The sequence below is a fragment of the Aliiglaciecola sp. 3_MG-2023 genome (assembly GCF_030548205.1).
Taxonomy (GTDB): domain Bacteria; phylum Pseudomonadota; class Gammaproteobacteria; order Enterobacterales; family Alteromonadaceae; genus Aliiglaciecola.
On the sequence record NZ_JAUORV010000011.1, the window covers coordinates 92,295 to 107,119 of the forward strand.

The following is a 14,825-nucleotide window of genomic DNA, read 5'->3' on the forward strand; positions in this document are numbered from 1 at the left end:
TAAAACTGCCATATCTTAAGTCTATTACTTGTAGTATTGTTTTCTATTCCCTTTCATCAATGTGATTCACGTTAAGCGTGTTGTTAAAGCAATTAACACAAGGAAACCCAATAATATGAAGATCCTCAGTAGAAACGTTTATGTCGGTCCAAATGTTTACGCTAACTTTCCTGTTATTCGATATCAAATCGACTTAGGAGAGCTTGAAAATTGGCCTTCAGTAAAGTTAGGTGAGGATTTCATTAATGGTTTGGTCAATGCGATACCAAGCTTGCACAGTCACGGCTGCTCTTATCAAGAAGAAGGCGGCTTTATCCGTCGTCTGCGGGATGATGAAGGTACGTGGATGGGACATATATGGGAGCACGTGGCTCTTGAGCTACAAAATTTAGCCGGTTCGCCTGTAGGATTTGGACGCACTCGTAGCTTAGATAAACCCGGTTGCTACAATGTGGTCTATCAATATAAACAACAAGATGTTGGCTTAGAAGCAGGCGCTTTGGGTATGCGACTGCTTACTCACTTGTTGCCAGAGAATGTCCAAACTGCAATTAACGCCGACATCGATGACGACTTTGATTTCAGTCAAGAGCTGCAAGACTTTGTGCGAATGGCGCAGAAAAAAGAATTTGGTCCTAGTACCGGCAGTTTAGTCAAAGCCGCTGAAGAGCGAAACATTCCGTGGTTGCGATTGAATAATTATAGTCTGGTTCAGTTTGGACATGGCAAATACCAAAAGCGCATCCAAGCCACGATTACCAGTGAAACAAAGCATATTGCAGTTGAAATTTCCTGTGACAAAGAAGACACCCATAATTTGTTAAATGATTTAGGCCTTCCTGTGCCCAAACAATTGATGATTTATAGTGAGCGTCAAGCGGTAAGAGCGGCTAACCGTATTGGATTCCCAGTGGTGATTAAGCCACTCAATGCTAACCACGGTAGAGGGGTTAGCATCAACCTGACTAATGATGAAGAGGTGGTTACTGCTTTCAATGAAGCGCAGAAATTCGGTACGAGCCGCGCCGTGTTAGTGGAAAGTTATTTAACCGGATTTGATCACCGTATGTTGGTGGTAAACGATGAATTAGTTGCTGTGGCGAAACGTGTTCCAGGCCATGTGGTGGGCGATGGTTCTAGCACTATTGAAGAGCTGGTGGATATAGTTAATCAGGATCCCCGCCGCGGTATAGGTCATGAAAAAGTGCTGACCCGATTAGAGCTTGATAACCAGGCAGAACGCTTATTGGCAGAAGCGGGTTATGATAAAAACACCGTGTTGGAAGAAGGGCAAGAATTTTACTTACGCTCCACAGCAAACCTATCTACTGGCGGCACCGCCATCGATGTCACGGATTCTGTGCACCCAGACAACCGAGACATGGCCGTACGGGCAATAAAAGCCATTGGCTTAGATATTGGTGGCGTCGACTTTCTCACCGATGATATCAGCAAATCCTATAAAGAAATTGGTGGCGGTATTTGTGAATGTAACGCCGCGCCTGGATTTAGAATGCATGTTGCTCCCAGTGAAGGAACCCCTCGGGATGTGTCTGGAAAAGTGATGGATATGCTATTTCCACCGGGGGCTAATTCGAGTATTCCCATCGCCGCAATTACCGGCACCAATGGTAAAACCACCACCTCGCGGATGCTTGCCAGTATCATGAAGAGTGTTGGCTATACCACTGGCATGACCTCCACAGATGGCGTGTATATTGATGGTCATCTAACCGTAAAAGGGGATATGACTGGCCCCACCTCAGCACAAATCGTGTTGCGCGATCCCAGTGTTGATTTCGCGATAATGGAAACCGCACGAGGCGGCATACTCAAGCGTGGTCTTGGTTACAGTGAATGTGATGTGGGTGCCTGTTTGAATATCAGTGCAGATCACTTAGGTCAAAGGGGTATAAATACATTAGAGCAACTTGCACAGATTAAACGTGTGGTGGTTGAAGTGGCTAAAGACTGTGTTGTGCTCAACGCAGACGATAGACATTGTTTGGAAATGGCCGACTATTGTTCTGCTAAACGCATTTGTTATGTCACTACCGACTCCGGCCATGGCTTAGTCCGAGAGCATATTCGCAGTGGTGGTTTAGCCGTGGTGCTGGAAAAAGGCATAAACGGTGACATGATCACCATTTATGACAAGGGCTCACATATCCCACTGTTATGGACGCACCTTATTCCTGCGACGATTGAAGGCAAGGCAATGCATAACGTACAGAATGCCATGTTTGCCACTGCAATGGCCTACTGCTTCAATACATCATTGGAAGATATTAGACAGGGTCTGCGAATTTTCAATACTTCCTTCTATCAAGCTCCGGGTCGCCTGAATATTTATGATGAACACCCCTTTAAGGTAATTTTAGATTACGCCCATAACCCTGCGGCGATTCAAACGATCACCGATTTAGCCATGCGTTTAGACGTTACTGGTAAACGTCGTTTAGTGATTGCCATGCCTGGTGATAGGCGAGATGAAGATGTAATAGAAGCCGCCACTATAACGGCGAAAGGCTTTGATAGTGTTATTTGTAAAGCTGATGACGACCGCCGAGGACGCGGGGTTGACGAGGTTCCGCAGTTATTGCGCAAAACCTATCTCGAGCAAGGTATGTCGGATGACGATATTCAAGTGATTCCTTCTGAAAAAGACGCTGTCGATAAGGCCCTTGCCGATTGTCAGAAAGGCGATTTACTGATTATTCTCGGCGACAATATAACCCGTTGTTGGAAGCAGATTGTGCATTTCCAAGCCGATCGTGATGGTGCGTCGAACGAAGAAGTTCCCTCCCAAGATTATCCAGAAAAACTTTATGCGCCAGTGGAGCATAAATTTGAACTCGATGCTGGTCAAACCCTTGTGCAAGATGAAAGAGGTGTACGCTTAGTGGTTGAACGCGATGAAGATTCTGACTAATGCGTTTAGAACTAGATGAAGTAAGGCGACTTACCGGACCCAACCTATTGTGGGATAAACCCGGCGCTATTTTAGATGTTTTTATCGATGGCATCGATCGTCAGACGGTGATCAGCACTTGGCAGCGCTGGGTTGATAAATTGTTGCTTAACATGAATTGGCAACAAGACACTACTACCCGGCTCTATGCGGGTGGCGCAAGTTTGGCCATTAGTGCGCCCATGGATGCGCTTTACACGGCTTGTGACCTAGCTGAACTGGCTTGGGAGTTGACTGTTTCACAACTCTGCCAGCTAGCAAACATTGATTGGCAAAGTCGAGTTGAACAATTGCAGGTTGCACTGGCTGAGGAGCAAAATCCTGAGTTGCTAAATATCTTGGCCATGGCTAAAGATCATGATGTTACAGCTATCAGTGATGACGACGAATTTAGTTTAGGAACAGGACCTACAGTTGAAGTGTGGCCCATCGATAAGCTGCCTGCTGATAGCCAACTGCAATGGGGAAAATATCAGGATATTCCACGGGCTTTCATCACAGGAACTAACGGAAAATCGACTAGTGTGCGCTTAGCCAGTGAAATTGCCAAAGCAGCAGGCATTTGCGCTGGAGTCACGTCTACTGACTTTATCAAAGTCGGTGATGAGATTATCGATAAAGGTGATTATTCTGGTCCAGGCGGCGCCAGGATGTTGTTGCGTGACAAACGCACTGAAATGGCCTTTCTAGAGGTGGCTAGGGGAGGCATTTTACGTCGAGGGATCCCAATAGATAAGGTAAATACCGCGCTCATCACCAATGTCGCCAGTGATCACTTGGGTCAATATGGAATTAATACTGTTGCAGAGTTAGCTGAGGTTAAGTTTGTTGTTGCCAAAGGTTTGGCTAACACCTCTACGTTGGTACTGAATGCCGACAATCATTTAGTGGTGGAACAAGCCAAAAAGGTGAACTGTCAGATTTGTTGGTTTAGTGAAGATGTGAACAATCCTCTGATTGTTCACAATCAGCAAGCAGGTTTTCCGTGTGTATTTGTGGATAACCATCAATTTGTTTATATGTTTGCCGATGGAACAAAGCAGATAATTGAAGATGTCAAAGCGGTACCCATGACCATGCAGGGTGCGGCTAAGCATAATATCCAAAATGCCTTAGGGGTAATCGGCTTATGTATGGCCTTAAAACTACCTCTACAAGCGATCAAGCAAGGCCTAATTAACTTTGGTAGCTCGGCAAAGGATAACCCTGGCCGAGGCAATTTATATGACTATCAAGGGGCGACTGTGATGGTTGATTTTGCCCATAATGCGCACAGCGTTAAAGCGATGATTAATACTGCTAAACAATTACCGGCGAAACGCTACATTGTGATGTTCAGTAATGCTGGTGATCGAGCCGATGAAGATATCAAACAACTCACCGACGAAATTCAAAAATTACAGGCAGACCGTTATGTGGTTGCGGAATTAGAACGTTATCTGCGCGGCCGCCAACCCGATGAGTTATTACATCTGGTAAAAAATCATCTGCTAAGCAAAGGTGTCGACGAAGCGGTTATTGATTGCGTAGACTCACCATTCACTGGAGCTAAGCAGGCAATTGAATTAGCCACACCCGGTGACGTGGTTGTTTTATTTTGCCTTGATCAGCGTGAAGAGATAGATCAACTTCTTCAACCAACAGACAACTAACTGCTCCAACCTGAATTGGAAAAACAGATTTAGTCCCCATTTCTTGTTTTACTGTTAAACCGAGCCTGGTTTTATTCGCATTGTGGTGAACTATGCCTTTTTTAATGCAAATAAAACCCTTGTCTTATATCGGAGTAGAATTTGAAATGGAACAGTCTTTCAATGAAGCATTATTAAAGTTATGCATGGTGTTCTATCGTATCGATGGCAAAATCACCCTATCTGAACAAGATTATTACGATTCCGTTTATCGCCATATAAACTGGCAGGGCGAGGAAGACTTAGAAGAGTTTCAACGCCAATCCATTCATCAGGTGCGAGATGCTGTGGAAAATGGTGAAGCAAAAGAATTTGTGATGTCTCTAAAAGATCCGTTAAGCTTTAATGCTAAAAAAGCCTTGGCTATAGCCCAAGGAATTTGTCTCATTGATGGTGATATCGCAGAGCAGGAGCAAGAGCTTCTGGATTATCTGAAATTTCGAGTATTGGCTAAATATTTAGATAAAATCGACGTCGCATAACAAACCAAGTGCTTTTAATGTGAGTTGAGTATTAGGTATGTTTTTAAATTGTTAGTATTGAGTTGAAATAACAAATATACTCATTCAGATGAGTAAAAAACTAACCGTGGAGGTGTGTTCGTGTCCAGACTGTTTGAAGCCCATGGTACGTTAGATTTGTTCGTTAAAGATCGAATTTTGCGGCTTGAAGGGACGGGTCCTTGGAATCTCGAATCGTTAGATGAATCTGGTGAGCAAGCCAACCCCATGCTTGAACAGCTTGTTCAGGAGCCTTGGGCTGTGTTAGTCATTTTGCACGGCGAATGTATCTACGTTCACGAAGCAGGGCAACGTTTAACGGAGATTGTCCGCAAAGAGAAAACCATGAACCGTATTGCTAGCGCAATATTGGTGAATGATTGTGATTCTCCTAATTTCGCGAAACAACATATAGGTGCGATTTATCAAAATGCCGGCGAACAATTTGAATTTTTTGATGACGTAGATTCAGCCGAAACATGGTTAAAAGAACAGTTAGCTGCGGCCGCGAAAGATTAACCTTCCTATTTTTCCATAACTTATAACCCTAATGCCTTGTTTAGTTTGTGAATTGTCGTAATCTACGGATAATTCTATTTGTAGAGAAAACGAATGCAAGAGTTTGAATGGCAGCGTGCTGTTATAAAAGTCGGTAGCGCATTAATTGCGCCAGATGGAAAGCATTGCAGTGGGCATTATTTATTGGCAATCGCGCGTTTTATTACCGCAAGCCGAGAACAAGGAAAGGAAGTTATTTTAGTTTCTTCGGGCAGCGTAGCAGCGGGGCGAGGAAATATTCCGATACACCACACACCATCTATAGCAGAAAAACAAGCCATGGCATCCATTGGGCAAATGCAGATGATGTCTAATTGGTCGCGATTTTTTGATTTTCCCTGTGCGCAATTATTATTAACTTACGATGATCTGCATAGTCGAACTCGCTACGTCAATATAAAAAATACATTGCGAGAGTTGCTAAATCATCAAGCATTACCCATAGTGAATGAAAATGATACTGTGGCAGTGAATGAGCTTAAAGTTGGCGACAATGATAATTTAGGTGCTTACACTGCACTTGTCTCGCAAGCTGATACTCTGATAATTTGTTCTGATGTCGACGGCTTATATGATCAAGATCCGCGAGTTAATCCAAATGCTAGCCTCATAGCTGAAGTGTCTTGTATCGATGAAAATATTTTTGCTTTAGCTGGTGGTGCAGGCACAAAAATGGGGACTGGTGGTATGATAACCAAGCTTCAAGCTGCCCAAAAATGCACCCAAAGTGGTATCCAAACCCTTATTGTTAATGGTCAAAAAGGCGAAGTCTTTGACCAATTGTTAGATGGGAAGATTCAAGGAACCCGTTTTGTGCCGGTCGCGAGTCGTGAAAATGCACGCCGTCAGTGGCTAAAACATACCCTCAAAAGTGGTGGTAAAATAGTCATTGATTCTGGTGCTAAAACTGCCATTCTTAACAAAGGCGCTTCGTTATTGCCAAGTGGTATTGTCGATGTGATGGGAACCTTTAGTGCAGGTGACGCCGTCACTATCGAATATCAAAACCATGCTCTTGCCAAGGGGTTGGCACTATATAATTCGTCTGATTTGCACAGCATAAAAGGAATACGAAGCAGTAAAATCGAAAGTGTTTTAGGTTACACATCGGGTGAAGCCGTGGTGCACAGAGATGATATGGTTTTACTTTAGGATTATTAATCAGTTTTGTTATCAACAGTGAGTATATTTACATGACATTTTCAATCGCAGCAGCAGCAGCAGCAGCAAAAAAAGCGGCAAGAGCCTACTCTTCTTTAGGGAGTCAGGCAAAAAATGCACTGCTAACTGAAATTGCCGATCAGTTAATTGTGCAGAAAGAGCACATTTTAATTGCTAACCAAAAAGATTTAGATGCCGCTCAAGAAAATCAAATCGATGCATCCATGCAAGATCGCCTACGATTAACCGAACAAAGATTGGAAGGGATCCGTAATGCTGTACTTGAAATTGTCCAGCAAGGAGATCCTGTGGGTGAAATAAGTCATGTTCAACAACGTCCAAGTGGCATTCGCGTGGGTAAAATGCGTATTCCATTAGGAGTTATTGCCATGATTTATGAGTCTCGTCCCAATGTCACCATTGATGCTGCAGCACTGTGCCTTAAAGCCGGTAATGGCGTGATATTGCGAGGGGGTAAGGAAGCAATTCATTCCAATTTAGCTTTGGCAAAGTGTATTCAGGTGGCCTTTGAGAAACATCAACTGGATCCTAACGTTGTTGTGGTTGTACCGAATACCGATCGCAGCGTTATGAATGAATTAATGACTCTAAATGAGTCCATTGATTTGATTATTCCCCGTGGGGGCGAAGGCTTGATCCGTTTTGTTACGGAAAATAGTCGTATTCCGGTTATTCAGCACTTTAAGGGGGTTTGTCATCTGTACATTGACGAGCATGCGGAGCTAAACAAAGGTCTATCCATTTTAGAAAACGGAAAGACCCAGCGCACAAGTGTGTGTAATTCTCTTGAAACCCTGTTGGTGCATCAGTCAGTGGCCGACAAGTTTTTACCCATGGCGGCAAAGATGTTGTCTGAGCACCAGGTTAGAGTCCACGCTTGTGAAAAGAGCATCGCTTATTTTAACGGTGCTGAGCCCGCCACCGTTGATGATTGGCATGCGGAATATTTAGCCTTAGAGATTGCAGTACGAGTTGTGGATGATTTCGAACATGCCATTGAACACATTGGCTTGTATGGGTCAGGACACACTGAGGTGATAGTGACGCAAGACTACTCAGCTGCAAATGAATTTATTCGCGTTGTGGATTCTGCGGTCGTGATGGCAAATGCATCGTCCCGTTTCTCCGATGGTGGAGAGCTAGGTTTGGGTGCGGAAATTGGCATTTCTACCAGTAAATTGCATGCATATGGCCCAATGGGTGCCGAGTCATTAACTACAGAGAAGTTTGTGGTTTATGGTGACGGTGAAATTCGTGGATAACTATGATTCCATAAGGCGCTAAAATGGCCAGAGGTTCCCTCGAAACTTGGGTCTTTGTGCTATTTATTGTTGCCGTGGTCGTAATCCCAATCCTGGTAGGATTGGGATTTTTCAAACTTTATAGGCTGCTGAGGCCTTTTGCTGATGCACCGCAACAACCTACTTCATTTACCTATGATGCACCAAGTGATAGCTTTTTCAAATGCACCTTTGTTGGTTGGCTGATTTGTGCCCCTCTTTTCTATTTAGTCTATACGTATCTATAGTCATAGCTGACTATTAATTCGCACTTAGGGGTACTGAGACACCACTGGTTTCTTGCAGCACGGCATGAAAAAAGCGAATTGCACTTAGATAGTCAGTCACTTGTAATTGTTCATTGATTCCATGAAAGCGCGTTAGGCCGTCAGGATCCAAACGTATCATCATAAACCGATAAATGTTGTCTGAGAGGGCATTATAATATCGAGAGTCTGTGGCTCCAACGAGCAAATATGGCGCAACAAGTACTTCGTTATTCTGCTGACGTATATGCTTTTCAATCAGCTTGTAAGCAAAACTATCCGTGGGAGAAACCGCCGAAGGCTCGGTTCCCATGAAGTCGCTGACCACCACTCGTTCATCATCAATGGCATTGATAACATGTTGTTTGACCGTTTCAATTGTATCCCCGGGTAATATTCGAAAGTTTATCACCGCAGATGCCTGAGAAGGTAATATGTTTGACTTGGAACTACCACTTGCCATGGTGGCAGCGATGGTTGTTCTGATGCTTGCAGCACTTGATGGCGTATCTAACATTACATTGCTGACAACAGGTTCGAATAACCATAAATTTGCCATGGGCAAACGATTGCTCATTGGAGCGTACGTGGCAATGGCATCAAATGTCATTTTGCTAAAGGTTAAATCAGTATCGAATTGGTTATTTTCGATATTAACAATAGCTTCACTTAATATTCCAAGGGCTGAATGTTCTGGCGGTTGAGAGGAATGCCCCCCTTGGGAATCAACTGTCAGTTTAAGGTTTACAATCCCCTTTTCAGCAATACCAATGATTGCAACAGGTTGTTCGACTTTTGGGATGATGCCTTGTGTTATGGCTCCGCCCTCATCTAATACAAATTCAAACTCGATACCTTGGTCTTGCAAATACTCTGCAATTTTCGCCGCCCCTTGATAGCCGCCGATCTCTTCATCATGACCGAAAGCTAAATATATTCCGCGCTTGAACGACTTGTTTTGCTGTAACAATAATTCCATGGATTCTAATAGTGCAAATACCGTCACTTTGTCATCTAGTGTGCCTCTTCCCCAAATAACATCGTTTACGACAGCGCCACTGAAAGGCGGTTGTTGCCACTTATCTAAGGTTGCATCGTCCACGGGAACCACATCCATGTGTCCCATAAATAAGGCCGGTTTCAAGGTCTTATCTGTGCCAGGAAAGTAATACAATAAACTATGTTCACTGAAAGTCTTTTGTTGTGCAATTTGGTGCACGAGAGGGTAGCTTTGTTGAATATGACGTCTTAAATCAATGAAAGGTTTGTCATCAAACTGTTTAGGATCATCATAGGATATGGTTTTGAATTGAATGCCCTTGGCTAGTCTGCTGACAACGGCGTCTTTATCCAATGGTAATTGACGCTCTATTTGTTGAACTTGAAGTTGTTTATCTACAAAGACGGTTTCCGTACGAATCCATAAGATAGCAGTAAGTATGACTAAAAAAAGCAGCAACAAGCCAATTAACTTTTTCATTTGAAACGTCCCTTTTAATGATTGAAATGTCAATAATGTGCTAAAACAGCATACTCTTAATTCGTGCCTTTGAAAACGATTTGCTACTATCCCTAACTAATCACTTTGAACGAGCCTTAACGTGTCAAATATACAACTTTTTATTAGCTGCACTTTAATTTGGGGCTCAACCTGGATAGCCATAACTTTTCAATTGGGTGACGTGGATCCAGTATTATCGGTTGCCTACCGATTTACTATCGCTTCTGTGATTCTAGGTTGTGTGTGTTGGTATAAGAAGTTGCCACTGAAATTACCCATGCATATTCATATTAAAATGGCCGCTGTGGGACTCTGTCTTTATACTCTTGATTACAGCTTTTTATACGAAAGCCAAAAGTATTTAGTGAGCGCGGTGGTCGCGCTTATGAGTTCATGCATTATTTACATTAATGTGATTATGCGTCGCCTACTTTTAAAAAAGCCGATTCGTTTAGAGGTGGTGCTTGGCGCAACCTTTGGTTTACTGGGAATGGCGATGATTTTTGTACCGCAATTTGAACATGCACAAACCCATATGTTTTTGTCGTTGGGAATTACCCTGGCATGTATATCGTTTGTCTGTGCAGCGCTAGGAAACGTTATCTCAGAACGCATACTGGACCACGGAACTCCGGTGATTCAAATGAATTTTTGGGCAATGACCTATGCCTTGGTTTTTCTATACGGTTACGCCTTTCTGAATGGTGCGGAATTGATATTACCCAGTTCAACTGACTATTACCTGTCGCTGCTTTTCCTGGCTGTGTTTGGTTCAGTCTTAGCCTTTGGCGCTTATATGAAACTTGTCCAACAAATTGGTTCAGACAAAGCCGCTTATGTGGTGTTAATGTATCCTTTAGTGGCGTTAGGTATTTCAACGTTGTTCGAAGGCTATCAGTGGCAATTCCCTGCATTGGTTGGGGTGCTTATAGTGTTACTGGGAAATGGGATTGCAATGGGCAAGGTGCCACTGTTGTTAAAGAGGGTTAAAGCCCGCCAAATTAACGATTAAATCCAGCTAATGAGCTAAAAAAACGTGGTTTATAAAGCTAATAAACCACGCTGTAATGGAATCGCTCAAAGTGAGTTTATCTTTTGGTTGAGTTCATAAGCAGGTTCGGTGACTATTTTCTCAAGCACTTGAATACGCTCTTTTAAGTCTTTTATTTCCTGATCCTTATGATTGATCGTGGTTTGAAATTGCTGCTCTTTTGTGGCTTTAAATGGATTTTCGGTGTCTCCATTGAACCAATCTATGAATTTCCAATTGTGTTTTGTGTCTAACCAAGCCGCAGCTAAATATAAAGACAGGCTAGCCACAATGATTAATGTAATTGTTAATCCGCTCATGATATTTCCTCTATGTTAGTTATTAAAAACGGTTCAAGTGAGTGATATAAAAAACCTTCTCTATTCATTTAGTGCACATTCAAAGCTTCTGTTTATTCACCGCTTAATGCTTTAGTCTTGTCTTTGAAAAAAACATTACAGATTTTGTGTAATATTTTTTTCAGGGGGGAGACTAATACCCTAGAGTTTAAATTTTAAGGTTGCAGGGATCACCATTGAGCAAGGATTTTAATGCCATTGTTTCCGAATATGGACCACTACTAAGCCGAATTGCCTCTAGTTACGAGGCCAATCAACACTTGCAACAAGAATTATTGCAAGAAATAAGCTTAGCGGTGTGGCAATCATTAAAAGCTTTTAAAGGGAATAGTAGCCTTAAAACGTACATTTTACGGGTTGCCCATAATAAAGCGGTGACCCATGTTGCTTATCATGCGAAACAGCCCTCCAGTGAACGCTATTGTGAGATAGAAAGTCCCCACTCTACCATTGCTACCTCGGCTACTAACGGCGCCTTTACTGACCGTCGTCCCTCACCTGAATCTGACTTGGCGAAACAGCATAAGGTCAACTTATTACTTCAGGCGGTTCGTCAACTTCCTGTTCAATCTCGGCAAATCGTAACTATGTCAATGGAGGGATTGGGTTATCAGGAAATTGCTGAGGTGTGCGGCATTAGCTCAACTAATGTTGGGGTGATTCTCAATCGCGCAAAAAAGTCTTTAACGGAGATAATTAATCATGAGTAATGACGACTTCAATTTAGACAAAATCTGGCAGCAACAAGATGTGACTAAAGTGAATGTTCAATCTTTGAAGCGCCAATGGTGGCTAATGAGGATGAAACAATATTTGTATATAATGTTGGATGGATTAGCCGTTATGTCTGTGCCTTTAGTCTTGTGGTTTTTCCCTAAGGAATTATCTACTTTTGAAGGTGTTTGGATTGGTGTTGTATTTCTATTTGTCTGCATCTGGTTCTTCTATCTTTTATGGTTAAGACGATTTTCTTTGGGTTTCAACTCTGAAACAGCAACAACATCAGATTTTATCCAACGGGTAAAACTGCAATATCAGCAGAATATAAAAATCGCTTATGTCAACAAGGTGCTATGCTACATCACCCCCATGTTCTTTGTTGGTTATGCGGCCTTTGCTTTCTGGGGCGACTTTGTTGAACAACAGGAATTAGTGCGAAAAGCAAAGGTTATGTTAATACTGAATATTGTTTGTATGCCTTTAATGTGGCTATGGATGCACAAAAGACAGTTAAAATTCAAACGTTTGCTTGAGGAGTTTGAATCTCAATCTCCCCTAAACTGAAGTGTGAAGTCACGTTCCACTTTTGAGCATTGCACATCCCTTCCTTAGCAATTTTTGATAGGGAGTTGTGGATTATTTTTCTATGCGAGTTGCGCTGGTTTTTGTATCATGGCGCAACTTTGGATTTTAGACGAATTTTCATGAACGAAATCGAACAGTTGTTAGAGAATAATCGTAAATGGTCAGAAAGAACGACTAAAGTCACGCCACACTTTTTTGAGTCCTTGGCACAGCAGCAAACTCCCAAGTTTTTGTGGATTGGTTGTTCAGATAGCCGTGTGCCTGCAAATCAAATCGTCGACCTTCCCCCAGGAGAAGTGTTTGTTCATAGAAATGTGGCCAACCTTGTTGTTCATACGGATTTTAATTGTCTTTCTGTTTTGCAGTTTGCCATTGATGTACTGAAAGTTGAGCATGTTATTGTTTGTGGCCACTATGGTTGTGGTGGTATCGATGCAGCAATTCAACAAGAGCCCCTTAACTTAAGTTTAGTGGACAATTGGCTGGGGCACATTCGTGATATTGCGTGTAAACACGAAAAAGAACTGAACAAGCTAAATGGTGCCGCAAAATCGGCGCGACTGTGTGAAATTAATGTACTCGAACAAACTGAAAATGTGAAACGCAACTCAATTATTAGAGATGCCCTTGCCCGTGGTCAAAAATTAAAGATTCACAGTTGGGTATATAGCCTGAAAAATGGTTTGGTAACTGATTTAAGCGTGGATTGATGTGATAATCATAAAGTGGTCAATTTTTCTATGACTTTTAACAATTACTGGTTGAATACATACGCGTTATAATACGATTTTAATCTGGTTTATAGCGTATATCTTAAAATTGAATCTTCTATTCCTATATAATTTAACCTTAACGTTATTTGTAACTGACGACCTAATGTTTTACTTGTAACTTCTTTATTAAAAAGGACTTAATCGAACTAATGACCACCGAAGAGATTGTCGAACATTCTAAACCTAAACTTGGACTGTTTGAATTTGTTGCCTTAACCGCATTTATGACATCGATCGTAGCGTTGAGTATTGATGCTATGTTACCGGCACTCAATCAAATTGGCAGTGATCTGGGCAGTGAAAGCCCTCAATACACCCACATGATTATATCCATTTTCTTTTTGGGAATGGCGTTCGGGCAACTGTATTATGGTCCTTACTCAGATACTAAAGGACGAAGAGCAGCAATATTATCAGGTTTGATCGTGTTTGCATTGGGCACAGTCATATGCTTATTTTCCCAATCCATGGAAATGTTGTTGCTTGGTAGAGTGATTCAAGCATTTGGTGTTTCTGGCCCTCGAATCGCGAGTATTGCGTTAATTCGAGATCAGTTTGAAGGTGAGGCTATGGCCAGAGTGATGTCATTTATCATGATGGTATTCATTTTGGTGCCAATGATTGCCCCTGCTTTTGGTAAGACCATTTTATATTTTGCCTCTTGGCGGGAAATATTTGTTTCCTTTTTGATAATCGGGTTTGCTCTGGCAGTGTGGTTTTTCAGCCGTCAACCTGAAACCTTACCTAAATCAAAACGCAAACCTTTTACGTTCTCAAGTTTGTGGGCTTCTAGTAAGTTTATTCTGACTCAAAAAACGGTAATGATGTACACCTTATCCATGGGCTGTATTTTTGGTTCTTTCCTTGCTTACCTAAGTGCTTCACAAACCATTTTTGAAGACTTTTACTCACAAGGTGATATGTTCCCCCTAATATTTGCCGTATTAGCGTTCTCCATCGGCATAGCGTCGTTTATCAACGGTACTTTGGTGATGAGTTTAGGAATGCACAAGCTTTGTACCTTAGCGATTTGTGGGACTGTTGTGATGTCGACTATTTTTGTTCTCGTCACTTTCTATTATCAAGGATTGCCGCCGCTATTAGTTACCATTGCCATTTTGTTTGTGAATTTCTTCTTTATTGGTGTGTTGTTTGGCAACCTCAATTCATTGGCAATGTTGCCATTGGGACATATAGCAGGATTGGGGGCAGCGATTACAGGTTCACTTAGTAGCGCCTTTGCTGTGCCGGTTGCAATGATAATTGGCAGTTTTGTGAAAACCGATATATTACCTATCGCTTTAGGGTTTCTAGTCTTTGGCTTGATTACTTTGGTTTGCTTTCGGTTAGCTGGATCTAAAGATAAACGAACACAGGTGTGTAACACCCGCAAAATAACAAAATAGAGA

13 protein-coding genes are annotated in these 14,825 nt (G+C 42.2%); 11 read left to right on the plus strand and 2 right to left on the minus strand.

The window, feature by feature from the left end; translation table 11 throughout:
• The first annotated feature begins 115 nt into the window (after nucleotides 1-115).
• From cphA to Q4574_RS13645, 6 genes are all read left to right on the plus strand, one after another.
• On the plus strand, nucleotides 116-2,932 hold the full coding sequence (gene cphA / locus Q4574_RS13620) for a cyanophycin synthetase (RefSeq protein WP_303474690.1): 2,817 nt from the start codon (nucleotides 116-118) through the stop codon (nucleotides 2,930-2,932).
• On the plus strand, nucleotides 2,932-4,623 hold the full coding sequence (locus Q4574_RS13625) for a Mur ligase family protein (protein WP_303474691.1): 1,692 nt from the start codon (nucleotides 2,932-2,934) through the stop codon (nucleotides 4,621-4,623). The genes cphA and Q4574_RS13625 overlap by 1 nt, the downstream gene beginning before the upstream one ends.
• 92 nt (nucleotides 4,624-4,715) lie before the next feature.
• Nucleotides 4,716-5,144 carry a TerB family tellurite resistance protein gene (locus tag Q4574_RS13630; protein ID WP_303474692.1) on the plus strand — a complete coding sequence of 143 codons (429 nt, stop codon included), beginning with the start codon at nucleotides 4,716-4,718 and terminating at the stop codon, nucleotides 5,142-5,144.
• A gap of 120 nt (nucleotides 5,145-5,264) precedes the next feature.
• Nucleotides 5,265-5,681: a hypothetical protein gene (locus tag Q4574_RS13635; protein WP_303474693.1), complete on the plus strand. Its 417-nt coding sequence runs from the start codon at nucleotides 5,265-5,267 to the stop codon at nucleotides 5,679-5,681.
• Nucleotides 5,682-5,774: 93 nt separating this feature from the next.
• Nucleotides 5,775-6,872: a glutamate 5-kinase gene (gene proB / locus Q4574_RS13640; protein WP_303474694.1), complete on the plus strand. Its 1,098-nt coding sequence runs from the start codon at nucleotides 5,775-5,777 to the stop codon at nucleotides 6,870-6,872.
• Between the two features lie 41 nt (nucleotides 6,873-6,913).
• Nucleotides 6,914-8,164 carry a glutamate-5-semialdehyde dehydrogenase gene (locus Q4574_RS13645; protein ID WP_303474695.1) on the plus strand — a complete coding sequence of 417 codons (1,251 nt, stop codon included), beginning with the start codon at nucleotides 6,914-6,916 and terminating at the stop codon, nucleotides 8,162-8,164.
• A gap of 279 nt (nucleotides 8,165-8,443) precedes the next feature.
• Here Q4574_RS13645 and Q4574_RS13650 read toward each other — a convergent pair whose 3' ends face one another.
• A complete protein-coding gene (locus Q4574_RS13650; protein WP_303474696.1) occupies nucleotides 8,444-9,928 on the minus strand; it encodes a M20 family peptidase in 1,485 nt (494 codons plus the stop codon).
• A 121-nt stretch (nucleotides 9,929-10,049) separates the two neighbouring features.
• Between Q4574_RS13650 and Q4574_RS13655 the strand changes: the two genes are divergently transcribed.
• On the plus strand, nucleotides 10,050-10,961 hold the full coding sequence (locus Q4574_RS13655; protein WP_303474697.1) for a DMT family transporter: 912 nt from the start codon (nucleotides 10,050-10,052) through the stop codon (nucleotides 10,959-10,961).
• A 65-nt stretch (nucleotides 10,962-11,026) separates the two neighbouring features.
• Here Q4574_RS13655 and Q4574_RS13660 read toward each other — a convergent pair whose 3' ends face one another.
• Nucleotides 11,027-11,299: a hypothetical protein gene (locus Q4574_RS13660; protein ID WP_303474698.1), complete on the minus strand. Its 273-nt coding sequence runs from the start codon at nucleotides 11,297-11,299 to the stop codon at nucleotides 11,027-11,029.
• Nucleotides 11,300-11,514: 215 nt separating this feature from the next.
• On the opposite strand from Q4574_RS13660, the gene Q4574_RS13665 reads away from it, so the two are divergent.
• The 4 genes from Q4574_RS13665 to Q4574_RS13680 all read left to right on the plus strand — a co-directional run bounded on the left by Q4574_RS13665 (nucleotide 11,515) and on the right by Q4574_RS13680 (nucleotide 14,822).
• Entirely contained in the window at nucleotides 11,515-12,048 is a 534-nt protein-coding gene (locus tag Q4574_RS13665) for an RNA polymerase sigma factor (protein ID WP_303474699.1), read from the plus strand.
• Entirely contained in the window at nucleotides 12,041-12,622 is a 582-nt protein-coding gene (locus Q4574_RS13670) for a hypothetical protein (RefSeq protein WP_303474700.1), read from the plus strand. Before Q4574_RS13665 ends, Q4574_RS13670 begins: the two co-directional genes overlap by 8 nt.
• A 140-nt stretch (nucleotides 12,623-12,762) precedes the next feature.
• Nucleotides 12,763-13,353 carry a carbonate dehydratase gene (can, locus tag Q4574_RS13675; RefSeq protein ID WP_303474701.1) on the plus strand — a complete coding sequence of 197 codons (591 nt, stop codon included), beginning with the start codon at nucleotides 12,763-12,765 and terminating at the stop codon, nucleotides 13,351-13,353.
• Between the two features lie 212 nt (nucleotides 13,354-13,565).
• The gene (locus Q4574_RS13680) at nucleotides 13,566-14,822 is read left to right on the plus strand and encodes a multidrug effflux MFS transporter (RefSeq protein WP_303474702.1); all 1,257 of its coding nucleotides are present in this window, start codon (nucleotides 13,566-13,568) and stop codon (nucleotides 14,820-14,822) included.
• Nucleotides 14,823-14,825 lie beyond the last annotated feature (3 nt).

Bases quoted from the DNA above. Each gene is read 5' to 3' on its own strand.
- cphA (WP_303474690.1), top strand. From the start codon at position 116: ATGAAGATCCTCAGTAGAAACGTTTATGTCGGTCCAAATGTTTACGCT.
- Q4574_RS13625 (WP_303474691.1), top strand. From the start codon at position 2,932: ATGCGTTTAGAACTAGATGAAGTAAGGCGACTTACCGGACCCAACCTA.
- Q4574_RS13630 (WP_303474692.1), top strand. From the start codon at position 4,716: ATGCCTTTTTTAATGCAAATAAAACCCTTGTCTTATATCGGAGTAGAA.
- proB (WP_303474694.1), top strand. From the start codon at position 5,775: ATGCAAGAGTTTGAATGGCAGCGTGCTGTTATAAAAGTCGGTAGCGCA.
- Q4574_RS13645 (WP_303474695.1), top strand. From the start codon at position 6,914: ATGACATTTTCAATCGCAGCAGCAGCAGCAGCAGCAAAAAAAGCGGCA.
- Q4574_RS13650 (WP_303474696.1), bottom strand. From the start codon at position 9,928: ATGAAAAAGTTAATTGGCTTGTTGCTGCTTTTTTTAGTCATACTTACT.
- Q4574_RS13660 (WP_303474698.1), bottom strand. From the start codon at position 11,299: ATGAGCGGATTAACAATTACATTAATCATTGTGGCTAGCCTGTCTTTA.
- Q4574_RS13670 (WP_303474700.1), top strand. From the start codon at position 12,041: ATGAGTAATGACGACTTCAATTTAGACAAAATCTGGCAGCAACAAGAT.
- can (WP_303474701.1), top strand. From the start codon at position 12,763: ATGAACGAAATCGAACAGTTGTTAGAGAATAATCGTAAATGGTCAGAA.
- Q4574_RS13680 (WP_303474702.1), top strand. From the start codon at position 13,566: ATGACCACCGAAGAGATTGTCGAACATTCTAAACCTAAACTTGGACTG.